The sequence below is a fragment of the Flavobacterium sp. CAN_S2 genome, from assembly GCF_015752255.1.
Taxonomy (GTDB): Bacteria; Bacteroidota; Bacteroidia; order Flavobacteriales; family Flavobacteriaceae; genus Flavobacterium.
Genome location: NZ_JADOVA010000001.1, coordinates 1,405,566 through 1,431,918, shown reverse-complemented (window position 1 = coordinate 1,431,918; position 26,353 = coordinate 1,405,566). Strand labels below are relative to the sequence as shown.

General features: G+C 36.2%; 13 protein-coding genes. 4 read left to right on the top strand and 9 right to left on the bottom strand.

The genetic code is table 11. The features are described from left to right. Nucleotides 1-239: 239 nt before the first annotated feature. Nucleotides 240-1,325, top strand: a complete 1,086-nt coding sequence (bioB, locus tag IWX80_RS06430) for a biotin synthase BioB (RefSeq protein WP_091172407.1) — start codon at nucleotides 240-242, stop codon at nucleotides 1,323-1,325. 66 nt (nucleotides 1,326-1,391) lie between these two features. On the opposite strand, the gene IWX80_RS06425 is transcribed toward bioB, so the two are convergent. The 3 genes from IWX80_RS06425 to IWX80_RS06415 form a co-directional block, all read right to left on the bottom strand. After that, nucleotides 1,392-5,291: a T9SS sorting signal type C domain-containing protein gene (locus IWX80_RS06425; protein ID WP_196852665.1), complete on the bottom strand. Its 3,900-nt coding sequence runs from the start codon at nucleotides 5,289-5,291 to the stop codon at nucleotides 1,392-1,394. 263 nt (nucleotides 5,292-5,554) lie between these two features. After that, nucleotides 5,555-10,477, bottom strand: coding sequence for a T9SS sorting signal type C domain-containing protein (locus IWX80_RS06420; protein ID WP_196852663.1), 4,923 nt, complete (start codon nucleotides 10,475-10,477; stop codon nucleotides 5,555-5,557). A 256-nt stretch (nucleotides 10,478-10,733) separates the two neighbouring features. Continuing rightward, entirely contained in the window at nucleotides 10,734-15,794 is a 5,061-nt protein-coding gene (locus IWX80_RS06415; RefSeq protein ID WP_196852662.1) for a glycine-rich domain-containing protein, read from the bottom strand. Nucleotides 15,795-16,192: 398 nt separating this feature from the next. Between IWX80_RS06415 and IWX80_RS06410 the strand changes: the two genes are divergently transcribed. Next, nucleotides 16,193-16,690: a regulatory protein RecX gene (locus IWX80_RS06410; RefSeq protein ID WP_196852660.1), complete on the top strand. Its 498-nt coding sequence runs from the start codon at nucleotides 16,193-16,195 to the stop codon at nucleotides 16,688-16,690. Between the two features lie 240 nt (nucleotides 16,691-16,930). Further along, nucleotides 16,931-20,215, top strand: a complete 3,285-nt coding sequence (locus IWX80_RS06405) for a T9SS sorting signal type C domain-containing protein (RefSeq protein WP_196852659.1) — start codon at nucleotides 16,931-16,933, stop codon at nucleotides 20,213-20,215. 57 nt (nucleotides 20,216-20,272) lie between these two features. On the opposite strand, the gene IWX80_RS06400 is transcribed toward IWX80_RS06405, so the two are convergent. From IWX80_RS06400 to IWX80_RS06380, 6 genes are all read right to left on the bottom strand, one after another. After that, on the bottom strand, nucleotides 20,273-21,430 hold the full coding sequence (locus IWX80_RS06400; RefSeq protein ID WP_196852658.1) for a beta-ketoacyl synthase N-terminal-like domain-containing protein: 1,158 nt from the start codon (nucleotides 21,428-21,430) through the stop codon (nucleotides 20,273-20,275). Nucleotides 21,431-21,524: 94 nt separating this feature from the next. Then, a complete protein-coding gene (gene bioA / locus IWX80_RS06395; RefSeq protein WP_196852657.1) occupies nucleotides 21,525-22,796 on the bottom strand; it encodes an adenosylmethionine--8-amino-7-oxononanoate transaminase in 1,272 nt (423 codons plus the stop codon). Between the two features lie 85 nt (nucleotides 22,797-22,881). Then, complete coding sequence (gene bioD, locus IWX80_RS06390; protein WP_196852656.1) at nucleotides 22,882-23,499, bottom strand: dethiobiotin synthase; 618 nt, start codon at nucleotides 23,497-23,499, stop codon at nucleotides 22,882-22,884. A gap of 56 nt (nucleotides 23,500-23,555) precedes the next feature. Next, nucleotides 23,556-23,783 (bottom strand): GxxExxY protein, encoded by a 228-nt coding sequence (locus IWX80_RS16960; RefSeq protein WP_334682250.1) that lies wholly within the window; start codon nucleotides 23,781-23,783, stop codon nucleotides 23,556-23,558. A 1-nt stretch (nucleotide 23,784) separates the two neighbouring features. Continuing rightward, complete coding sequence (locus IWX80_RS16955; protein WP_334682249.1) at nucleotides 23,785-23,949, bottom strand: GxxExxY protein; 165 nt, start codon at nucleotides 23,947-23,949, stop codon at nucleotides 23,785-23,787. Between the two features lie 47 nt (nucleotides 23,950-23,996). Next, nucleotides 23,997-25,148: an aminotransferase class I/II-fold pyridoxal phosphate-dependent enzyme gene (locus IWX80_RS06380; RefSeq protein ID WP_196852655.1), complete on the bottom strand. Its 1,152-nt coding sequence runs from the start codon at nucleotides 25,146-25,148 to the stop codon at nucleotides 23,997-23,999. Nucleotides 25,149-25,444: 296 nt separating this feature from the next. On the opposite strand from IWX80_RS06380, the gene IWX80_RS06375 reads away from it, so the two are divergent. Further along, a complete protein-coding gene (locus IWX80_RS06375; RefSeq protein WP_196852654.1) occupies nucleotides 25,445-25,984 on the top strand; it encodes a hypothetical protein in 540 nt (179 codons plus the stop codon). The last annotated feature ends 369 nt before the right edge of the window (nucleotides 25,985-26,353 follow it).

Below are 26,353 nucleotides of genomic sequence, written 5' to 3'. Positions count from 1 at the left end.
ACCAGCAGCCATTGTTGTTTTACAGCGTTTGTTTTTTTATATTTTTGAAATTATCTATTCCTTGTATTCAATAAATAGCTTTGCCTAAATTATTTGATGAGATTTTATAAAATGCCGAAACACCTGCACACAAGAGCCTAACCTTATTCAAAAAATGTTTTGTGGCAGGCTTTTCAATATTATTGCATTGGTTCTTTAGAACAATTTAACTACTTTTGACGTATCAAAAAATCGTATCGATGAGTATTACAAAACACAATTGGACCAAAGACGAAATTATCGCAATATATAATAAACCTATGATGGATTTGCTTTACGAAGCAGCTTCTATTCATAGAGAACATCACGATCCTAATGTGGTTCAGGTTTCTACTTTACTTTCTATAAAAACAGGTGGATGTCCCGAGGATTGTGGCTATTGTCCACAAGCTGCAAGGTATCATACTGAAATTGAAGGCAATGATTTAATGTCAGTTAGTCAAGTGAAAGCCCAAGCTTTGCGAGCAAAATCAAGCGGATCATCCCGTGTTTGTATGGGAGCAGCCTGGAGAAATGTTAAAGACGGCCCTGAATTTGACCAAGTTCTGGAAATGGTTCGTACCATTAACAAGCTCGATATGGAAGTGTGCTGTACCCTTGGTATGATCACGGAAAACCAAGCGCATCGGTTGGCAGAAGCAGGTTTGTATGCATATAACCACAATTTAGACACCTCTGAAGAATATTACAAAGAAGTAATCTCGACTCGTGGATTTGAAGATCGTTTGCAAACTATTGAAAATGTTCGTAAAACAAATGTTACTGTTTGTAGCGGAGGAATTATCGGAATGGGAGAAAGTATCGAAGACCGAGCTGGAATGCTTGTTGCACTTTCTACATTAAATCCTCAACCAGAATCAGTACCAATAAATGCCTTGGTAGCTGTTGAAGGAACTCCAATGGAAGAAGAAAAACCAGTTGAAATCTGGGAAATGATTCGAATGGTGGCAACAACCAGAATCATCATGCCGGAAACCCAAGTTCGTCTTTCTGCAGGAAGAATGAACATGAGCCGCGAAGGTCAAGCCATGTGCTTTTTTGCTGGAGCCAATTCCATTTTTGCGGGAGATAAGTTATTGACTACTCCAAATCCTGATGTAAACGAAGACATGAAAATGTTTGAAATGTTAGGTTTAAATCCACAAAAACCATTTACAAAAGTTTCGCAGCCGCAAACTGTTGAAGCGGAAGATTCTCAATTTGCTCCATTAGGTGAAAAACCAAAATGGTCAAGACCAGGACATACTATCGAGAGAAATCTTGAAGCATCCGGCAAAGAGAAATAAACTTTGTTTTGAATAAATACTCAAAACCATCTTGTCTCACAGGATGGTTTTTTTGTGCTGTTTACTTTAATGCATTATTTTCCTGCTAACTGACTCACCATTCCGAAGAACAATTTTCACCATAACAACCTGGTGACCGGCTTGCAAATTCAACACTGATAAATCACTGTTATTTATCTCTTTCTTTTGATATATTTTTCTTCCATTCAAATTATAAATAGCAACCTCATCAATGAATTCATTAGTTGAATTTATTTGTAATTGTTCATTTTTACTCGATACAAAAACGGATTCTTTATTATTTGAAAATTCATCCGTATTCAAGGTTTTATCCGCGTACCGCAACACAAAACGATCATCAAATGTTCCAATGACAGTATTAAAAGCATAGCTTTCGTTTGTTATATCAACAATACTATTGGTTAATTTATCCTCAATAAAAACATTTTTATTGACTAACTCACCATCTCTTTCATCAATTTTTATCATATAACTTCCAGCTACACTACTGCTGAAACCTAATTTAATTTCATCGGTTTCTTCAAGTGGCAATGCTCGTCCTTGAATGACTAAATTCATATCCTGATTGATGCTGTAAAAATCTAAAAATTGATTTCCATCAAAACTTTCACCATCAAAAGAACTGTCAAAATCATTAGTGGCGCCAGTTGCATATCCTATCAAAATTTGCTTAAAAGCACCTTCGCTATTAGTCAAATTCAACCAAATACGATGTTTTTCAACCTCATCAGATTTCGATTTTTTAGGCGAACTTGATTTAAAAAAATTAGCATTTTGACCAATCACACGCATATTATTTTGAAAAACAACTGTACCGCCACCATTAATGCTGGTAACAAAAAAAGATTGTCCCGAAGCTATTTTTCCGTCTGGTTTAGCATTATTAATTCCTGAATTTATGGCAGCACTCGTACCAACTCCACCCAATAAATTATAAACCGCATAATCATCAGAAGTATAAACATTTTTCGTAATCGCAGTATTATGTGTCCAAAGATAGATAGTCCCATCCATAATATCTTTATTCCTAGTTATGAACAAATCTGCATTTATGGCTGAAGGATAAGGATTCCCAATAAGATTTGATGTGTCAGTAACACTAATAGGAACCGATACCTCGCCGTTATTTGGAACCCCAATAAAAACAGCTTCGTGCCGTGCCGCTACAGTTTCTGAAAAATTTTTTGGCCCTCGAATAATATAACCTTTACCCACTGACATTACATTTGTCGCAATCTCATTTGCCCAAGAATCTCTAAAAGCATCAAAGGAATAAAACTTATCCGATGGCGTATCAGGAGAAACATCAATTAATTTTTGACTTGATACTGGTGATGACCAATAGGTATAATCTGTAAAGAGAATAGGTGTTGTTTTTCTTTTTAGTTGAATAGCTCCTGAATTAGTGACCTGATCTTCGGATTGATACAATGCAGCATTATTTTCTAAAATTAATGTACCCGAACCAGAATAATCGAAAACCAAACCTAAAGTATTTCCTTCTGGAATTGTAACTGTTTTTCCCGAACTGATTGTACAGGAACAGGAATTTACAGTTGTAAATGCCGAATAATTTTCGTTGAAAAAAAGTGACTTTTCAGCGGACGGAGCTCCATTACTCCAAGAAACTCCATTCCAATTAGAGCTGTTTGTACAAAGCTTAATTCGAGCCACACGGTGTTTTGTCACACCAGAAACAGAATTAAAATTTCCTCCAATAATCACTTTATAATTTGGTGTAAAACAAATACTGAAAAGCGCATTATTTAAATTCACCGAAAACGTACCATCATAAACTCCAGTAGCCAGTAGCCGTACCATTCGCTTCACAACTGTTCCGTTGTAAGTTCCAGAGAATGTTCCCCCAATCAATAATCGATCATCAGGCTGGACTAAAATAGTTCTAATTTCACCATTACTAAAACCCAATCCCGTTGAAAAAGTGGTGTCTAAAGTCCCATCGATGTTCAATCTCAACAATCTTTTTGCAGAAACGCCTTTATAACTTGTAAATGACCCGCCAACAATGAGTTTATTGTCCGATTGGAATGCGATTGAATACACATTTTTATCAAAACCAACTCCAATTGAAAAACCTGAATCTATACTTCCATTGGGATTCAAACGCACCATTCGATTATATGATATTCCATTAAAAAGAGAAAACTGGCCACCCAAAACAATCTTTCCGTCTGGTTGCAACAAAATACAGTCTACGATAGCATCGGCTCCGGAACCAATAGTAAAACTAGAATCCAAAGCCCCATCAGGTAATAATCGAACGATTCTGTTCATCAATACTCCATTGTAGCTTGTGAAATTCCCCGAAACAATTATTTTACCATCTGGCTGTAACGCCAAAGAATATACCTGATTATTGAAGCCTGTTCCAATGGTAAAAGCTGCATCAATTTCTCCATTCGCTTGAATTCTGGCGATTCTATTCCTTAAGACACCATTGTAATTTGTAAAAACACCAGCAATAACAACTTTGCCATCAGGCTGTAAAATAGCGGTTTTTATTGAACTATTAGCTCCGGTAGCTGCGTTATTAAAAGAAGAATCAAGTACTCCGTCTTCAGACAACCGTGTAACTCTGTTGCAAATTGTTCCGTTAAATTTTGTGAAATTTCCAAAAGCCATCGTTTTATTGTCGGATAAGGCAATTACTTTTAAAACCGAATTATCAAAACCAACTCCGGCGGTAAGATATCCAAAATCTAAAGTTCCAGCACCGCCAATTCTAGCCAGTCGGCCTTGAGTCTGGGAATCGAAAACCGTAAATGAACCGCCAATGTACCACGAGTTTGCCAAATCCTCTGCAAGGGCATTCACTGTCCCAGTTGATGGCCCCGATCCAATATCGAATCCAGAATTGATGTATCCGGAACTATCTAAAAGAACCACCCTATTAACATCAGTCCCATTATAAGTTCCCGTAAATGAGCCACCAATCATTATAGCGCCAGCAGCGCTTATTTTAATAATTTCAACTGCACCATTACTAAAACCAGTTCCGGAAATAAAGGAGTTGTCGATACTTCCATCAAAATTCAACCGAATTATTCTACTGGCAGCTACATCATTGAATTTTAAAAAAGAACCACCCGCTAAAATCTTACCATCAGCTTGTGTCGTAAGGGCTGATATATTATCATCAAAACCCGTTCCTTGAACAAAAGTAGCGTCGACAGTCCCATTAATATTCAATCGAATAATTCTGCCGCAAGCAGTTCCATTGAAGGAAGTAAATGAACCTCCCAAAATAATCTTCCCGTCTTGCTGAATGTGAACTTCCTCAACAAGTGAACCTGCACCACTGCCTATTGCAAATGTTAGATCTAAATTTCCGTTGGGCAAAATCCGGGCTACCCGATTAGCATTAACGTCATTATACTTTGTAAAACTACCGCCAACAATTAGGTTTCCATCTGTTTGTAATGAAATGGAGTAAATTATCCCTGAACTCGCTCCGCTTGTAGTATTGAATGTAGTATCTATCGAACCATCACTATTAATCCGAACTAGACGAACTGCATTTACACCGTTAAAACTTGTAAAAGAACCACCTAAAATAATCTTACCATCAGGCTGTATTAAGGAACAATAAACTTTGCCATTGATTCCGGAACCTAAATTGAACGAAAGATCTTTGGAGCCATCTGATAACAATCTGCATAAGAACGGAGTTGCAGCACCATTAAAATTTGAAAACTCGCCTCCAACAATTAGTTTCCCATCCGTTTGCACAGAAACGGTTCTGACAGTACCATCGAAACCATCGCCTAACAAACCATCATCATAAGTGTTGAATGTTACATCTGACTTACCTTGTTGCGAAAAAGCTACATTGATAAAAAGAAATATGAAAAAAATAGTGAAGTGACTTATTTTTAAATCTAAAATTGAATTGCTGGCGTTTGCGAAAATCGCTCGAAAATTCATATTGGTAACAAAGAATTACTTTTCATAATGATTGTTTTAAATTATTTCCGTTTTTATTGAAACTCTTTTGATAAAGAAATAGCAACAATAACTTTATAAATTTAAATACAATCTTTCGCTATCGCAATACCCACATTTAGTGATATTTAGACTAATAAAAATTAATTTAAAACAGTGTTATTTGAACTTAAAAGACAAAAAAAATCCCATTCTGAACAAGCAGAATGGGACTTAAAATATAATGTGAAATCGTTTAGCCGTTTCTAGTACATGACTTTTTTAGAAATTAACTTTCCATTTGCTAAAGTCACTTTTACTAAAACAACTTGATTAGTTAGTTTTATGCCAGAAGTTTGGAATTCATTAGAATTTATTGCGGTTTTTTCAAACACTTTTCTTCCTAGTAAATCAAAAACGGCAATTTGAGAAATAATTTCAGTTTGTGATTTTATCTTTAATTCGCTTTTATCTTTAGCAATCAGAACACTGCTGTCATTTAATTCAAAATCAGCTGACGCCAAAGTTTTATCTGTAAAACGCAATTCAAAACGCTCATTGAAAGTTCCTTTTTCTGAACTAAAGATGTACGGATCTTCTTTTAAATTGTGAACTACATTTAATACTTTATCTTCTAAATAAATATTTTGATTGTCTGAAAATATACCATCCAATTTATCGATGCTTATTGTCGCATCTCCGGCAACATTTATACTGTACCCAAAAGGAATTACGTCAGTATCCACAAACGGCATCGCTTTACTTTGAATCGCCATTTTAGAAGTTCCAATAAAGCTATACAAAGAAAACGCTTGGGCCTCATCATACACATAACTGTCATATCCGGGGTCAAAATCATTCGTAGAATTAGAGCCATAACCAACTAATGTTCCCGTCAAATCACTTGTTCCTTTTTGTAATTTCAGCCAAATCCTGTGCTTTTCTTCTTCAGTATTTTTAGTCTTCTTCTGTCTGTAGAAATTAGTATTGTTTGAAATAACTCGCATGCTGTTGTCAAAAGTAACGTTACCAGCAAAATCATTCTCCACAAAAAATCCTTGGCCTGATGAGATGTATTGAGTTGGATCAGTTATGTTCCCGGTTCCTGAATCTACTCCAACAGCTCCGAATAAATTATAAGTAGCATAATCAGAAGCTAAATAATCATTCCCTACCAAAGTATGATTATGTGTCCAGAAATATAAAGTCCCGGTAATGGTCTGGTTGATTGTGCCCGTTCCCACAAGATTGGCATTGATAAAAGCATCTGCATCTATAGCAGAAGGATATGGATTCCCCAACAATCGCTCGCCCAAATCATCTGCTGTTCTGACCGTAACCGGAATATCAATTGTACCATTATTAGGTACTCCAATAAACTTTAAAGAATCATCGACCGCAGGCATACCAGGTGGAATCAATGTCCCTTCTGCCCGGATAGCATATCCTATTCCGGGTGCAAAAACAGTTGTAGCTGCATTCACATTAGCCCAATCATTATTGTACTCAAAATACTTATCGTTCTGAGTATTAGGTGAAAAATCACGTAATGTTTGAGTTCCATTTGTTGGCGATGACCAATAGGTAAAATCATCTAAAACAATTGGAGTTGTATTTCTTCTTACTGTAACGTTGCCAACATTGTTTCCTGTAAAAGTAGTTTGGACTAAACTTGAATTATTTTCTAAAGTCAGTGTGCCAGGAGAAAGCAACGTTATTGCACTATCAAGGTTTAAAGAAACAGAATCATCAACAGTTACATCTCCATTAGTAATGGTAAATGTGTTAGCGACATCAATATCATTAGCAATACTATAACTGCCTCCGAGACCTGAAAATAGCAGATTATAATAATTTCCGCTCGCTACTGTTTGTCCTACTCCGTAATAATCTACAGTGCCTGAAGGGAATGACAATCCATTTGAAGCGCCTGAAAAACGTATTTTCCCATCCATAGCGTCAATAATGGTATATAATAAATTACCATTTTTCATATCCAGTACAGCATCAGCTGCGGCAATATTTAAAATAGTGGCCGTTAAATTAAATCCATTCATATTGAATACCGTTGTTCCCGCAGCCTCAATATTTAATTTATTACCGGTAACAATATTCCCTGATGCATTTTGTGTGCCGGAACTATTTTTCAATTCTAAAGAAGGTGTTCCGTTATAAGTACCACCAACAATAGTTTGACCTCCCACTGCATTATCATAAATAACTGAGCAGGTCCAAGCTTTACCTACAGGAATTGGAGTTGCAGAGCTATTAGCTGTTAGAATTTGCCCACTACCCGAATTTGAAAAAATCCCTCCTCCAGTCAATACAAAAGTTGACATATCAAGCACAGATGACGGATTGCTTATGTTTAGTATATTATTTACTGTAACTCCTATTGCGGCTGTAATAGGAGAAAGAACGTTTGAGTTTGTAAGATTATGAAAAGTTGAAGTTATTGTCCCTTCAATTATTTGAGGTAAAGTTCCATTAAAATTCACAGTACTGCTATTTGGAATAAATGTTCCATCATTATCCCAGTTACCACTAACATTTAATGTATTAGTGCCTGAAATGGATAAAATCGCACCATTAGAAATAGTTAAATTTCGAACATTCCCATTTGTGCCCAATGCTGGTTGATTGGTTGATGCTGATGTAATTATAACATCGGTAGTTCCCGATGGTAGTATTCCACCACACCAATTTCCAGGAGTATTCCAACTAGAACTTATACTGCCTATCCACGTACCTTCTACACAAGAAACATTCACGTTCAGAATACCATTTGTAGTAGAGCCAAACCTTATACCATCAATGTTTGTTGCTGCAGATGTAGTACCTCCCCAAGATCCTGTGCTTTGCAATGCTATACCAAAAGTCAAAGATTGCGAAGAAGAAAATCCACTTGAAAGTAGTGCAACAGCTGATCCGCTAATTTTTAAATCTCCCACTATAGTTGTAGCTGCGGGGAACGTTTTATTCCCAGTACCACTAAGGATTAAGTTCCCATAGGTTCTTGGAGCAACAGTTTGAATATTTCCACTATATTCAACTGTACTTAGAGCTGTCAAATTAGTATTGGTAAACGAAGGCAATGTGCTTGTTGCAGTAACCTTTAATAAACCACCATTATTAACATTTAGCGTTAACCCTCCAGAAATTGCAAAACCTCCATTATCCAATGTTGCTCCACCAGCAATCGTAAGAGACGAAGAAGCTCCAAAAGTTTTAATCCCGTTTACCGTGATTATTCCCGTATTTATAACGGTAACTCCACCAGTTCCTGTAAATGGAGTTCTCCACTCTAAGCCTGTAACCTGAGATACACTTCTATTGTATTGAAGCGTAGCTGCAGAACTATAATTTGGAACTGCTGAAACCGTTGCTGTCCCTTCCATAGAAAGAATACCATTGATTGTAGGAATACCATTGAGGGTTTTTATCCCGGAATTTGAAAATATCAGATTATTAAATATTGATGCTGTTGCTAATGTCTGTGCAGCTCCACCAAAATTTACAGTTCCCGTTCCTGCTAAAAAATTTGTACCTGTACCATTCCAAGCTGTGGCACTTGTCGCATTTACATTAAGCCTGCTTGAACCACCATTCAATATTCCGTTTGATAAGGTTACAATACCCGATAAAGTATGTACAAATCCTGAACCTAGATTTAAAGTTCCGCCAGTTCCATTAATTGTTAATGCACCTCCGCTGACAGGACCTGTAAAAGTTGCTGTTCCTGCAGTCTTTACCATAGATATTATTCCTGTTGTGGAGAAAGCTCCAATATTTTGAGGAACTGTCCCAGCAATTGTAACGCCGCCTGTGGTTCCAGTTACACTACCGCCATTATTAATAAGGTCTCCATTTAAAGTTAACAAAAAAGTAGATAAAAGTAACTTTCCGCCACTGTTTAAGGTTAACGGAACTGAATTATTAAACGCTTTAGCCGAATTTAGGGTTACGTTTTGGGTTGTATTAATCACAATACCTCCAGAAGCTGCGAATGGAATTATCCATTCCTCCGAAGATACTGTTCTAGCATTTGTAGTGTTATACTCTAATGTTGCACTGGGACCGTAAGTAACAACTCCGGTCGATACTAACACAGTTGCTGTTCCTGCTAGTGTAAGCTTTCCATTTACAGTTGGTGTTGTTGCAAATGTTTTTCTGCCTGTTCCTGATAGTATTAAATTGTTATACACAACAGCTGCACCGTTTTGATTACCTAATCTATAATAATCTACGGTTCCTGTTCCTGGGATAAATGTCCCTCCCGAACCTGAAATACTAGCACCAATTTTTAAAAGACTCGAACCGCAATTCAATATTCCAGTACCTGCGGATCTTGTCCAAGTTCCTGAAAAAGTATGCTTTAATCCGGCTCCAAGATGTAATGTTCCTCCTGATCCATCAATTGTTAATCCGGCTCCATTTACATTTCCTGTAAATGTGGCTACACCACCCGTTTTAAGCATACTGACTGTTCCTGTTGTTGTAAATCCTTGTATGGTTTGGTTTGCAGTACCCGTAAATTGAACTAAAGCGGAGCTTAACGTAACTGACCCAGAAGTGCTATAATTCCCTCCCAATAACAATCTTCCCGCGCCACTCAGTGTAAAATTTCCAGAATTATTGAAATTTCCAGATGCAATCGTTAAGCGACCAGTGGTCAATGTAAAATTACCTGAATTTGTGAAATCACCCGTAAGCGCAACAATTCCCGTTGTTCCTGTCAATCTTCCGTTGTTCACAAAAAATCCGGTGGTCGTAAGTGTTCGATTGGCAATATTTAAAGTTGCCCCTGCATTAATGGTAACATTGACAATACTTGTACTTGTTCCTACTGTAACTGTATTTGTTCCGGTTGTGGCAATAATAACATCATCTCCAGCTACTGGCGCAACGCCTCCAACCCAAGTAGAACCTGTTGCCCATGTTCCTCCTGCGGCGGTACTCGTTCTAGTAGCAGCATTAACAAATGAAACTGTAAAAAATAAAATAGAGACAAACGCTAGTTTCCAAGTGTTGATCCTGGCGATTGTTGCTGAAAATAAAGGACTTAATGATTGTGAAGTATGGATTAAACTATGCCTATGAAAAATATTATTTAAGAGATTTTTATTTTGGAAAGAAATTAGATTTATTATCAAAAAAAAAGAAAAATGAGGCAATAATCTCTTAATCATAAGTTGTTTTGGAATTTAAATTAAAACCTGCTGTACAATATGGTATTTAACAACGGGGGATTCTCACAAAAACACATAAAATTATTATGGAAACAAAATTAATACGTTAAAAAGCAATTATATTCGTTGAAATACATCTTTTTTTAAATAGAAAACACACAAAACTATACAGATGACGAATATTAAAAGAAATTAACAAAAAAAGCCCATTTTGATTTAACAAAATGGGCTTGAGATCTATATCAATTATACAATTTTAATAAATCAATTTTGTAGTTACCGTTTGACCGTTTTGTAACAGTGTTTTAATAATCAAAACCTGTTCACTAAAACCTAAATTAGGAATTACTAATTCAGTAGCACCAACGTTTATCTTACTAAATATTTGTTTACCTAGTATATCAAAAATCAAAACCTTATCGATAGATTCTACTGATGAATTAATCTTAATCTGCTTGTTCTTCACCGATACTAAAACCTGCATATTAATAGTATCAAAATCTCCAGTCCCTAAAGTTTTATCTGTATAACGCAATACAAAACGATCGTCAAAAGTTCCTTTTGAAGTTTCAAAAGTGTAAGCCTCCTTTGTCAAATTGTGAATGCTATTATTAAATTTATCTTCTAAATAAATATTTTGACCAACTAACAATCCGTCCACCTCATCAATACTAATTGAGAAATCACCTTCTATCGCAGAACTGTATCCTAATGTAACACTATCATTTTCATCAAATGGTAACGCTCTTCCCTGTATCGCCAAAAATTCAGAGTCACTAATACTATAGAAATCAATAAACTCGTTACCGTTATAGCTTGGCCCGTCAAAAAACGAATCGTATCCGTTAGTAGCGCCCGTAAGATAGCCCACTAACATTTGCTTGAACGCACCTTGCTTATTAGTAAGGTTTAACCACACGCGATGTTTCTCTATTATGTTTGTCTTTTTTGTTGAATTATTTACTTTGAAAAACTGTGAATTATCCATAATAGCATCGTTTACGTCAAGCCTCATAGTATTATTAAACACAATGTTGCTGTTGATTGGAACACTAACTTGACTACTCGTAAAAAAAGCTTGACCGGCTGCAATTTTTCCTGTAGGCCTATTTATAGTTTGTTCTACAGTACCAATAAAGTTACCAGCAGTCCCAACTCCACCCGTAAGATTATAAGTAGCATAATCATCTGATGAATATGCATAAACACCGGATCCAGGATTACTAACTCCTATTCCAATATTGGTAGTATGTGTCCAAAAATATAGCGTACCATCTAACACGGAACTATTCGCAAGTAAAAACTTATCTGCGTCTAAAGCTGATGGGTATGGATTTCCTAAAAGATAAGATCTGTCCTGAATAATTCTAGGAATTGTAAACGCACCATTAAACGGTACACCTATAAAAGTAGCTAGATAAGGACTTAAAGGAGATGGTGGAGCATTGGTTCCCTCTGGCGCTCTTATAATATACCCAATTCCTCTTTGCATAAACCCTTCAGGGTCCTCTGTTTTCCAATTATCAATTGTTGCATCAAATGAATAAAACTTATCATAGTCCGTTTCTGAGGAAACATCTATCAATTTCTGGTTCAAAACTGGAGATGACCAATAAGTATAATCAAACCTTTTAATTGGTGTAGTTTCACGTTCATAGATAATGTTTCCTGAATTAGCAACATCATTTACTTGAACTAAACTGGCATCGTCTCGAAAGGTTAAGGAACCATTTACGGTAAGTCTGTCTTGAAGTTTAAGTGAAATCCCTGTATTGACAACTACATTGGTGTTGGCACTCACCGTACAATTGCATAATTCAGTGTTAGCGGATATGGATACTGGAGCAGTTGATGAAGAGGTAATTACACCAAGTTTTAAAATCGTAGGTGGAGAAGACCAATTTGTACCATTAAAGGTAGTTGTTACTACAGGATCAATTACAACGGCTTGACTCAATGCTGACGTACAAGTGCCATTAAAAACGGAGAAAAAGTAGGTTCCCGCTGCTAAACTTGATATTGTAGTAGCACTACCTGTCCCGTTTATAGTAGCAGCTGAAGTTCCACTACGTGTTATTGTCCAATCTCCTGTAGGCAAACCACTTAAAGCTATGCTCCCTGTAGGAACAACACAATTAGGTTGTGTGATTGCTCCCAAGGCTGGAACACCTGTACTAGGATTAACAGTAATAACTAAATTATAAGGTATGCCTGTACAAGTGGACGAGGAAGACCTGGGTGTTAAAACATAGGTTACATTAATAGGAGAAGTAGTTGAGTTCGTCAGTACTTCGGAAAAACCCGTACCTATAGCAATATTTGTTCCGCCTGTATTTGCGGCACCACCATTAATATTAGCAACTGCGGCACGACTCCAATTATAATCAGTTCCTGTTGACGTAATAGCACCACTTGAAAACGTACTTCCACTACAAACAGCAGTAGCTAACGGTGCAGTTATAACTGGTGCAGCAGCTACATTTACATAGGTTGTAGAAGTAACCGAACAACCTCCTGCTGGAGTTACTGTTACTGTTGCTTGTTGAAGGCCTGAACCTGTAAAGGTTACGGTAGGGTTCCTTATGTTGGTAGCTGAGAACACTGCACCTGCAGTTCCTGTCCAAGAATAGCTAACACCTGATGAAGGAACATTTACCACATCTAATGCTACTGAAACTCCTGCGCATGAAGATGATGTATTAAAATTCCCCCTCGGATTCGTTACAGCAGTTGGAGCGACTTGAGAAGCAGGCAACAAAACAATATCATCTATTATTGTACCGTAAGTACTACTTCCGCTTAAAGTATTATAGAATTCAAGCCCAATAGAAGCACTAGTCGCCGTGAAAGTGAAAGTAGCTATTTGAGCAGTAGAATTCGTTGAAGTAAAACCTGTTGAGACAATATCCGAAGTCCCGCCAGTAACTTTTACTGTCACTCCGGTAGTTGTAGGCGTACTAGAATTTAATCTACGGGCGTAAAGAAAACTGACAGTATAAGAAACACCAGGTATTAAAGTTAGCACTTGTCTTAACGAGGCTTGACTATCTAATTCGGCAGTAGGACCTGTATTATTGTTACTAAAATAGGTGTTTTCAGGATTTACTTCAACAGTAAATCCTTGAGTGGTTGAAGTTGTCCATCCTGCAGTACCCGCACTAAAATTACCATTACTAATTAAATTAGTTACGCAATTATTAGCAATAACCACCTGATCTGAAGAAGAACCACAGCTATTGCTTATTGCCCAATTCAATACATAAGTTCCTGGAGTTGCAGGAGTAAATGTAGTCCCTGGAATGGTCGTATTACCAAACTGACTTGACGCTGTGCTAGGTCCACTCACGATTGTCCATACTCCAGTACCTACAGTTGGGATATTGGCTGCTAAAGTAAAAGATGTCGCATTTGCCAATGACTGGTCTGGACCTGCATTGGCAGCTGTTGGCTGAGGGGTAACAATTATTGTACCAGTGGCATTAGCTGAACCACAACTACCTCCTGTTAATGGAATACTATAATTAAATGTACCTATTGCTGTAGGTGTACCACTAATTGTTATTGTGTTTGAAGCAAAAACCGCACTAACTCCTGCTGGTAAACCATTTGCTCCTGAAACTCCACCATTAGATATTCCACTAAATCCAATTGTAGTATGTGTTATTGGAGTTAAAGCTAAATTAGCACAAATTGTTGGTGTTGATGATGCTGCACTTACTGTAGCGCCTGCGGTAATTGTTAAATTACTACTTGTTGATGTTCTACAAACTCCATTTTGAGTAGTAAAAATAACCCTAACTGTACCAGCACTAACTCCTGTTACTAATCCCGCTTGTGTTATTGTAGCACTACCTGTTTGATTAAAGATTGACCATTGCCCCCCTGTAGAAGGATTACTACCACTGATGGTAAATGTAGTATTTGATCCTGAACAAATTGACGCTGTCCCACCTCCAATTGTGCCAGGAGTTGACGAACCATTACCTGTAAGAATGAAACTAATTACATTTGAGTTTCCTCCGGTCCCACAAGTTGTATTAGCTCTCACTCTATAATAGTAAAGACCCCCTGGGGCTAGTCCAGTTATGGTATGAGAAAGTGTTTTACCTACTGGTCGATTTTGATAACCAGTAACATAATTTGTAAAAGTATTATCTATAGCTACATCTAAAAAGTATCCATCTGCTTCTTGTCCGCTTGTGTTATAAACACCATTCCATTGCGCTACCCAATCATTACAACTTACATACCCTGAATTAGCTGTAGGTGCCGCAATAGTCCTTGTTGTAAAACTGTGTGCATTTGAATCAGTACTTACACCACAACTATTAGAAGCTCTAACTCTAAAATGATATGTTGTATTTGGAGACAAACCTGATAAAACCAGACTATTTCCATTCCCTACATTTAGATTATTATAGCTAGAAAGTATTGTACCTGCTGAAAATGTATCACTAGTCGCTACATCTAAAAAAAATGTTGAAGCTGAACCATCCCATCTAATAGTAGAAGTACACCAATTAACATTATCTGATCTTGTGTTCGTTGGCACTAATGGGGCAGCACAAGCTGTCCAACTTAAAATTACCCTTCCTGAACCTCCATTTGTATTGTTTCCTGCATCATCAGCGTTACCACCTCCTCCACCACCCGGGTTAGAACCGCTTTGACTGTTTGGTGCACCATCATTATCAGCCCCTCTACCTCCATTTCCTCCTCCTGTACCTGGCGAAACACCTCCTATGCCTCCTGTGCCATTATTTACGCCATTGACACCATCTCCACCAGCTGCTGTAGCAGAAGCTGAGGCGCCACCACCGCCACCGCCGCCGTTACTCACACTTGAACCATTTCCGCCTTTACCGCCTGAAAAAGAAACAAAACCAGTCACACCTCCAGGGTTTGCAGATGCCGCTCCTCCTTCACCACCATTACGTCCACCAACCGCTCCTCTTGTCCCTCCATTAGCAACAATTACCCCTACCGACGAAGCTCCTCCATCATCTGTAGCAGAATCATTAATACTAAAAACTCCTCCAGACCCAACGGTTACTATTAATGTTTGCCCAGGTGTTACAGTTATCGTCCCGCTAGCAAAAGCACCTCCGCCTCCGCCTCCAGAAGCTCTATTATTAATGCCGCTAGAGCCACCACCACCCCAAGCTTGTACATTAATGGAGGTAACTCCAGCTGGCACTGTAAAAGTTCCTAAAGAATTAAAGGTTTGTGTAGTTTGACCATTTGACAAAGAGGACAAAAACATAAAAAAAGCAAAAAGAAGAAATCTTGTATTTAGTAATAGTATTTTTTTATTCATATTGTATTATTATTTTATTTGTCTTAACAGTACATTTGACGGCATTTTTTATTTAAAAAAACCAAAAATATAGCTACACTTGCAAGTTAGTTTCGGTTTTTAAATAACCTACAATTTAATCGACCAAGTACTTAATAATCGGTTGAAATACATATTTTAGGAGTTTAAAACTTCTAGTTTTTGACCTTTTAAAAAATCATTTTTTTAGGACTAAATCCCTTTAAAATAAGGTTTATTACCAATAAAATGATAATCTGTTTTTTCGATAAATTCAACAAAAATTAAATTCCTATTTACCCTTTGGGGCAATCTCGATTTAAAGGTTTATTTTTGAAATTAAATTATCTAAACCATAAATTAACTTTAAGCTCGATAATTCTGTTGTAAAACCAAAAAAAATGAATCCAGTTTTTTCAGTAAAAGAAGCCATCCATAAAATAGAGCATTACTGCGCCTATCAAGAACGCTGTCACGAAGAAGTCGTACAGAAATTGCGAAGCATGAAAATGGATTCTGATGAAATTGACACCATTTTAGTACATCTGATCAAAGATAATTTTCTGAATGAAAGCCGTTTTGCCTGCAGTTTCGCCCGAGGAAAACACCGTATCAAATTTTGGGGAAAAATCAGAATTGTAAACGAATTGAAATTTCGAAAAATCACCCAATACAATATCAATTTGGCACTCAAAGAAATCACTTCTGAGGAATATTTATCGACTTTTCATACTGTGGCAGAGAGAAATTGGGAATCCATCCCTGAAAAAAATGTGCTGAAAAAACGCAAAAAATTCTGTGATTTCTTGTTACGCAAAGGCTTTGAGAGCAATTTGGTTTACGAAAAAGTAAAAGAGCTGGAGAATTCAAACACAAACCTCACGGATTTTCTGGAGTAGAACACCTTTGCCCTTTTCTTAAATCAAATAAATTGACAAAAAAACCTGCCTTTCGTGTAAGTCACTTTCGCATGTAGGTACATAAAAATCAATTACTTTAGAACTACAAAACATCCCTTCTTAATTTTTTTTGCCAATATTTTAAATTTATTCAATCCAAATACAATTCAATTACGTAATTGAAATTGCAGTGATTTATTCGAAAATAAATCACATCTGGAATAATTAAAAAAATTGTCTATGAAAAAAATTTTACTATTACTTTTACTATTGCCTTTTATAGGATTTTCGCAAGCATTATCTGGTAATTATATCATTAGAGCATCAAATGCAGCTCCGTTTAACACATTGACAAATGCAGTGGCCAGAATAAACAGTGTGGGAGTATCCGGACCAGTCGTCTTTTTGCTTGACGACGCTACTTACAGCAATGCCACAGGAGAACGATTCCCTATAATAATTACTCAATTCAGTGGCTCAAGTACAGCAAACACATTGACTATCAAACCCAACACTGGAAAAACAGTAAGCATTACAGCCACAAATATAAATGGATTTACTGGAGTTCCTGCAGTAATTGAATTTAACGGAGCTGATAACATTAGTATCAACGGGAACAATGCAACGGGAACAACTCGAAATCTCACCATAAACAATAATGACGCAATAGATTATATCGAAAGAACAGTCCTTTGGGTTGCCAGTAATGGAACTAAAGGAGCTACGAATATTAATATAAAAAACACAATCCTAAAAACGAACAATAAAAACCAGCCTGCCAGACAACTCTCGGGAATATATTCGGGAAACAATAGCTTGGGCGGAAACAATAGTTTGGGTGTAAATAGAGCATTATCAAACAATTCAGGAACCACCATTACAAATAATGAATTCATAAATGTTCGTCAAGGGGTTTATATCAACAGCAGCGCTACATTAAAAACAAGTAAAACGACTTTGGATTCAAATATCTTCGGAAGTACAAATAACGTAGAAAAACCGTCCTTACCAATTTATATGTTTAACACTGAAGATTTTAATATAAGTGACAATATTATCAATGGAGTTTTTAACGACAATACTGCTAATCCGTTTATCAGCGGAATTACAATTGAAAACGGAAGTAATTATAGTATGAAAAGAAATTCAATCTCGGATGTACGCTTAACTACAAATCATATCATTCAATATGCAATCTTACTAAGTGGAACACATACAAATGGTGTTATTTCTGAAAATAAAATAACAAATGTAAAAAATACAGGATTCGGTATTATCAGAACAGTAAGTTTAGAAATGAGTTCGAATACCTCCGCAAACATCCTTGTTGCCAATAACTTTATTAGCGACATAACAACTACCGGAACAACTACAAATGGTGCTTCAGGAATACAGATACAATCTGGTAGAAATATAAAATTGTATCATAATTCAGTAGTCTTGAATGGAAACCAAAACAATATCTCTGCAGCATTGAATATAAATGCAGGAACAGAACTCGACATTATAAACAACATTTTTGGAAACACAAGCACTACTGGAACCCCTTATGCCGTTTATTCAAATGTTTCTGCTTCATCATTTTCGAATATTGATTACAATGATTACTATTCTGCAAGACATATCGGTTTTTTGGGCGGCAACAGAACAACATTAGCAAATTGGCAAACGGCAACCACAAAAGACCGAAACTCAATTAATGTGATTCCAACATTTGTATCGATTTCCGATTTACATTTAAGCGGAACCAACGAATCATTTGATGACAAAGGAACTCCACTAGCGTTAATTCCTACTGATATTGACGAAGAATCCAGAAGCATAACCGCTCCAGATATGGGCGCCGATGAATATAACAAATGTAAAACATCATCCACCTGGAATGGTACTAATTGGTCAAACGGAACACCTACAATTTCCATAAAAGCAATAATAAACGGAACATACATCACTCAGAATCATGGAAATATTACCACTTGTGAACTGGTAATAAACACTGGAAAAACGCTCACTATAACTTCTGGGAAATTTGTAGAGGTACAAAATGACATTTCTATTATTGGAAATTTAATTATTGAGAATAATGGTAGTTTGGTTCAAAATGATGATGAAGCAAAGAGTATTGGAAATGCAACCGTAATTAGAAATTCCTCGCTTATGAAGCAATACGATTACACGTATTGGTCTTCACCAGTTGCTGGTATTAAACTGTCCAATTTTAAAGAATCTTATCTCTATTATTCTTTTAATGATGCTGTTGACAACTGGCAGTTCGAATCAGAGAATACCATAATGGCTCCCGGAAAAGGATATATTGCCCGAGCTCCTGAAAACGATTTGACAACACAAATTGTATCTACAACTTTTACCGGCGTTCCTTTCACAGGTTTAATTGAACTTCCAATTGCTACAGCAGAAAGAGGGACGTTAGGACTTATTGGAAATCCTTATCCGAGCGCTTTAGATGCAGATGCATTTCTTACAAATGCAAACAACAAAGATGTTTTGGAAGGGACACTATATTTCTGGACACACAACACAGCCATAGCGGCAAATACTCCCAATCCGGGTTCCGGTGTTTATGCGTATTCTGGTGACGATTATGCTTCTTACAATTTAACGGGAAGCACCGTAACTACCAGTCCGGCACTTTCAGGAAAAAGAGATAACAATAACAACAGACCACAAGGAAATATAGCTTCTGGACAAGGTTTTTTTGCAGAGATTAAAGCAACTGCTCCGACCACAAAAAAACTTGTTTTCAACAACAGCATGAGAGTCAAAGGAGAAAGTGGTAATACACAATTCTTTAAAACAAAAACCAATAAAAGCTCCTCAAGCAGTGCTATTGAAAAAAACAGAGTTTGGATAAATATTACCAACGAGCAAGGTGCATACTCCGAAATGCTTTTGGGTTACATTACCGGGGCAACGAATGAATACGACAGCGGTTATGACGGAAAAACGTTTTCTTCAGATAATTTTGTTTCAATGTACTCCGTTTTAGGTGAGGAAAATTTGTCTATCCAAGGACGAGCACTACCATTTGACGAAGAAGACAGCATTCCTCTTGGATTTGAAAACACTATTGGCAGAAAATTCTCGATAGGGATTGACAGTTTTGATGGTTTCTTCAACAATCAAGACGTATTCTTATATGATAAAAAAACTGATGTTACTATAAATTTAAAACAAGAGCGCTATACTTTTACAACTGAAAAAGGAACTTTCAATGATCGTTTTGAATTAAAATTCAAGGACAAAACCTTAGGGGTAGAAAATCCTGAATTAGTCCAAAACGGAATAGTAGTGTTTAAAAAAGGGAATCAAGTTCAACTTGTTTCAGACGACAAAACCATTCAAAACGTTACAATTTATGATGTATTGGGTAGATCGATTTATCAAAAAAACAACATTAACACTTTGGAACACACAACAAATGGGATCCAAACTCAAAAACAGCTTGTTATCATTAAGATAAAAACAGAAGACGGACTAGAAATTACAAAAAAAATGCTACTATAATACTCCAAATTTTAACCACAATCAAGCCCAACTATCTATTTGATTTGTTGGGTTTTTTTATGCTTTTTGAAGTAAAATACTCACTGCGTTTCCACCAAAACCAACGGCATTAATCAATACTTTTTTAATCGGTTTTGTTTGTTTTTGTGCTTCCGCGAAAGGAACTCCGATAAATCTATTGTGTTGCATCATCAGTATAGCGAGTTCCATACTCAATATTCCCGATGCGCCAAAAGTGTGTCCAATTTTCCATTTATTGGTAGTCAATAAAGGCAGGCTTTCGCCAAAGATTTTTTCTATCGCTTTATATTCCGTCAAATCGCCTTTTATGGTTCCCGGAGCATGCATGACAATGACATCAACCTCGGACAAATTAGTGTTTTGCAGCGCCATTTTCATTGATTTTTGGAAACAAGTAGCTTCCGCCGAAATAGAAATATTATGTTCCAATATCTCTGTAGCATAACCAATTCCTTCAATGTAAGCTAATGCGTTTTCTTTTTTCCCTATTTCGAGACAACACACACCGGCACCTTCACCAAGAATCATGGTGTTTTGCTTTTTTTTCAAATCAAGTGCGCGATTCGGATATTCTTCTGTACTGTTCGAATAAATTTTCAAAGCCCGCATTTGGGCAATCGTAAAATCAGTTAAAGGCGCTTCGCTACCACCAACTAAAAACTTATCCGCCATTCCAGCTCGAAGCCACGCCACACCGTTCAACACGGCATGCAAAGCAGTAGAACAAGTTATAGAATGTGAGATTTCAGGACCGGAACTTTGTAAATCATGGGCAACCCAAGAAGAAATATTTCCCAAAGTCGTCGTCGGTGAAGCTAAAGTTTGTGCTTTTCCAGTTTTTAAATACTCCTGATAGTGTTTTTCAAATAAATCTGTTGCACCACGAGACGAACCAATGTTAATCCCAAAAATATCGTTTTGTGTCCAACACGCATTTTGCATCGCTTTCCGCGAAGCTGCCATAGCATACAAAACTGACTTATCTAAAGACTTATATTTGTTATCTGACTCTCGTAAAGTATCCACAACTTCTTTTGAATCATTGTCCAACTTAGCAACGAAAGTTTTCTTATCGTCTAAAACATGTTCCGTAAAACAATGATTTTCATTAAGATAATTTTCCCAAATTATTTTTGAGTCAGCACCCAACGGTGAAATGGAAGCTATGGCGGTTATGGAGATTATTGTTGACAAGATATTTAATTTTATTACACGAAGATTAACAAACAAAAACCGTTGTTGATCTTCGTTTTTTTCTCTGAATTTCTGTGAAAAAACGTATGCGAATTTAAACTATTTCTAAAGCATTTTCGACTACGTCATATACTTTTTGTAACTGCTCATCCCTAATAATGTAAGGTGGCAAAATGTAGACAATGTTACCTACCGGACGCAAAATCACTCCGTTTTCGATAAAAAAATCATAGAGTTTATTACGTAATGTTCCATAGTAACTGGCTGAACTTTCTGTTTTTATTTCTAATGCAAAAATGACTCCCAACACTCGTGTTGTAATAACTTTTGGGTGATTTTTAATTCGCTCCTGAAAATCCAAATGATTTTGATTAACACGAATTATATTCGCCTGTATTTCATTGGTTTGCAACAATTCTAAACTGGCCAAAGCTGCCGCACAACCTGTTGGATTTGCTGTAAAGGTGTGTCCATGAAACAAGGCTTTATTGATATCGTCATCATAAAAAGCATCAAATAAATCCTGAGTAAAAGTCGTAATCGCCATAGGAATAGTTCCTCCAGTCAACGCTTTGGACAGACACATCATATCTGGTTCTTCCACCAAATAATCCGTTGCAAACGTTTTTCCGGTTTTCCCAAAGCCTGTCATTACTTCATCCGCAATGGTTAGGACATTATTCTCCTGACAAATTCGCATTAATTTATCTAACGATTCCGGTTCGTACATCACCATTCCTGCGGCTCCTTGAACCAATGGCTCAAAAATAAAACCCGCACAATTGTTGTTTTCTATAACTGATTGTAACGCATCATAACTTTCCTGCTCCTGTCCTTTAACCGGAACTGGAATCCGAACCACATCAATAAACATTCCCTGAAAAGCTTCTATAAAAAACGAGATTCCACTTGCTGCCATAGCGCCAAAAGTGTCCCCGTGAAATGCATTTTCGAAAGCAATTATCGTAGTTCTCTTTTCTCCTTTATTGAAAAAATACTGTAACGCCACTTTAATCGCGACTTCAACAGCCGTAGAGCCATTATCTGAAAAAAATATTTTTTGTTGGTTTTTTGGTAAAATTTCCATCAATTTCTCTGCTACCAAAATAGCGGGTTCATGCGTAAAACCACCAAAAAGAACGTGCTCTAATGTAGTGAGTTGTTTGTAAATCGCATCGGCTATAAACGTATTGGAATGCCCATAAGGATTCACCCACCAAGAAGCGATTGCATCAATATATTCCTTATTATTTTCGTCCCAAAGCAAAGCGCCTTTCCCTTTTTTAATGGCAATTGGTAACGCTGCAGTTTTGTGTTGGGTATACGGATGCCAAAGATATTGGCGGTCTCTTTCTGTTAAATTCATTTTGCAAAGATAAAATAAGCAAGCTACAAGAAGCGAGAAAAACATAAAAAACAAGTCTTGATTCTTTACTCTTGATTCTTATTTTTTATAAAGTCAGTAACTGTTCCCGAAACAAATCAGCGTATTCTTTAATTACATTTTGGTCAAAATAGGGTTCTTGTTCTATTCTTCCAATACATTTGATACCAGTTTTATTTAAAATTATTTTCTCTGGCGCTTTATTTTCATCTCCGGAGAAAACAATCCCTGCAACTACTATTTTTCTGTTTTGCAAGGCTTCAATCGTCAATAACGTATGATTGATACTTCCCAAGTAGTGTCGGGAAACCACAATCACTTTATATTCATTTTGGATTAAATCAATCACGCAATCAGTATCATTTAATGGTACGAAAACACCTCCCGCTCCTTCAACAACCAAATGATTTTCTGTTTTGGGTTCAATAATTTTCTTTAAATCAATCACAATTCCGTCCAATTCAGCAGCGAGATGTGGACTCGCCGGTGTGCTCAAAGCATAGCTATTGGGATGAATCACTGTTTTTTCATTGGACAAAAATGATTTAATTTTATGACTGTCGGAGTTTTGTAAATCGCCTGCTTGAACAGGCTTCCAATAATCAGCTTCTAAAGCTTCTGTTATAATGGCTGACGCGATGGTTTTACCTACGTCGGTTCCAATTCCTGTTACAAATAGTTTCATAAGTTTAGCACACGGATGACACAGATTTGACTGATTATCACGGATTTTTTTAAAATTTATTTTAGTTTTTTTCTATCGTTGGTATAAATAGACCTTTTAAATTCTGGAGTTGTTCCAAAGTTCAATAACAAGCCAATTTCTACATCAGTTGCCTTAAGATAATTCAAAAGTTGGGCTTTATGCTCGTCTAACAAACATCCACAGGCCTTAAGTTCAAGAATAATAGCATCTTCAATCAATAAGTCCGCAAAATAATCACCTACCAATTGACTTTTGTAATACACTTTAATTTGTTTTTGAGCTTCTACTTTTATACCCTTGGGATTTTAATTCCAAATACATGGCGTTTTGATACACTTTTTCAAGAAACCCATATCCAAGTTCGTTGTAAACTTCAAAATAGATTTTCAAAATAGTGTCGCTCAAATTTTTATGCAATAAATCACCCATTGTATGTGTTTTAAATATAAAATCCGTGTTAATCAGTTAAATCCGTATTATCCGCGTTCCATAAAAACAAAAGTACTCAACAATCGCAAGACTTCCGAGATTTCCTCTTGCGAATTATAACTGTGCAAACAAAAACGCAGTCTTTCCTGGCCTTCTGGAACAGTTGGAGAAAGTATCGCTTTCACATCAAATCCTTTTTCCTGCAGTTGATTCGCAATAGTTTTTACTTTTTCATTTCCTGGAATAATGGCAGATTGAATAGCCGATTTGCTTCGGACAAAAAGCGGCTTCAAACCCAACAAATTCTTCTGCTGATTAAAAGAAATAATATTTTCTCTTAATTTTAAAATGGAATCCGAATCCTTTTCTAAATAGTTATACGCAATCAAAATCGTGGCAACAGAATGTGGTGAAAGTCCTGTAGTATAAATAAAACTTCGGGCAAAATTTACTAAATAATCCCTTAATTCAACCGAACCCAAAATCGCGGCTCCATGACATCCCAATCCTTTACCAAAAGTCATAATTCTGGCAAAAACGTGATCTTGCAAGCCCAGCATTTGAACAAATCCTTCGCCTGTTGAACCAAAAACTCCCAAAGCATGCGCTTCATCAACAACAAGATAACACTGGTGTTTATTTGAAACCGAAACCAATTCTTCTAGATTTGGACAATCACCATCCATAGAAAAAACAGATTCAGTTACGATATAGATATTGGTATTTGGATTCCGTAAAATTAACTTTTCTAAGTCTTCAAAATCATTGTGATTGAATTTATAGGCTTTGGCATTCGAAAGTTGAATTCCGTCCCGAATAGAAGCATGACACAATTCATCGTATAAAATTAAATCCCCTTTTTGTGGAACCGAGCCAAAGAATCCAAGATTAGCATCGTAACCGGAATTGAAAATTAAAGCCGATTCCGATTTGTGAAACTTTGCAATAAAATCTTCAGTTTCTTGATACATTTTGTGGTTTCCAGATAATAATCGGGAACCCGTTGCTCCGTTTTGAATGATTCCATTGGCAATTAAATGCTGATGCGTTTCCTTAAAAATAATTTCTGATTGTGAGAAACCCAAGTAATCATTGGAAGAAAAATCGATCATATTACTTGACAAAGATAATTTTCGCAACGCATTATGCTGCTTACGCATTTCAAGTTTAGCGGATAAATTTTCTGCAAAATGTTTCATAGTCCACAAAAATAAGCATCTTTTTTGGTTTAAGAATTTTAGGAACTGTTTGTTAGTTTTTTTATCAAATTTTAAAAAATAAATAAAACTCATTTCCTCAAAACGATATTCAACTTGCTCACCGAATAAATAATTCTATTACAAATTAACATTTGAATTAAAGCAATTAAAAAAATACTTGTAATTTTTTCCGAAAACGGTTTCGATTTAGAAACTTCATAAAATTATGTTAAAAAAATCTTAAAATTAATATCGAAGATGTTAACCAATGAAATAGTTTTCTACTTTCGGCAAATATGAAACGAATTGCATCACTTTTTCTAATAGTAACGTTGTTCTACAACGTGATGGGATACTATCTGATGTTTGCTTATCAAGAAGAGCAAGCATGGGTAGCTTCTATGGAAAAAAGACACGATTCAGAGTTTCAAGTAATCCAATTAAATGCAACTTTATACTCCTTTATCGAAGATACTGACTTTGAGTATGTAAATGAAGATGTGGTTATCAACAACAAGAGTTATCACATTTTCAAGAAAAGAATTCAAAACAACATACTTAGCTTATATTACCTGCGCAATTCACATCAAGATGCAATAAGTCAGGATTTAAAAGACATTGTTGACAATCAACTATTCAACGGATCTTCATCTAAAGAGTCTCCTGTAAAAAAACTCATGAAGTCTTTTCTTCAAGATTATATTCCAAATAATGCTGTTTGCATAGATTTTTCTCTGAAAACAGTCCTACACTCAACTGAATCTATCATTACACCAAACCAAGCGATAGATTCTGGATACCTTTCTTTATCGTATTCACCACCAGATTTCGTTTAAATCTTCTTTCATTTTAGTGGAATCATTCGCTTTTATCTAGCATTTGTAAAGTCAAGATAATTCACGATTATTTTTTAGCTAAATCTGTACATTTATTACACTCTTTTATTAGAAATTATGCCCGTTATAAATACAAAATAGTCTTTTGTATTTTCTGAATTCATTTATTTTTCATGTTTTCAAAGGCTTATTTTATTTCTATTCTGGTTTGTTTTATACAATTAGCTTTCAGTATCGTGATTTAAATGGATTGGAAAATTCAAATTTGGATTTCTGAACAGCATTCTTTATTTCAAAGAAAAGCTTTCACCCATCAACTTTGCCTTGTAAAATCACACGTAAATCTTTGGCAAGAGCCAACAGAAAATC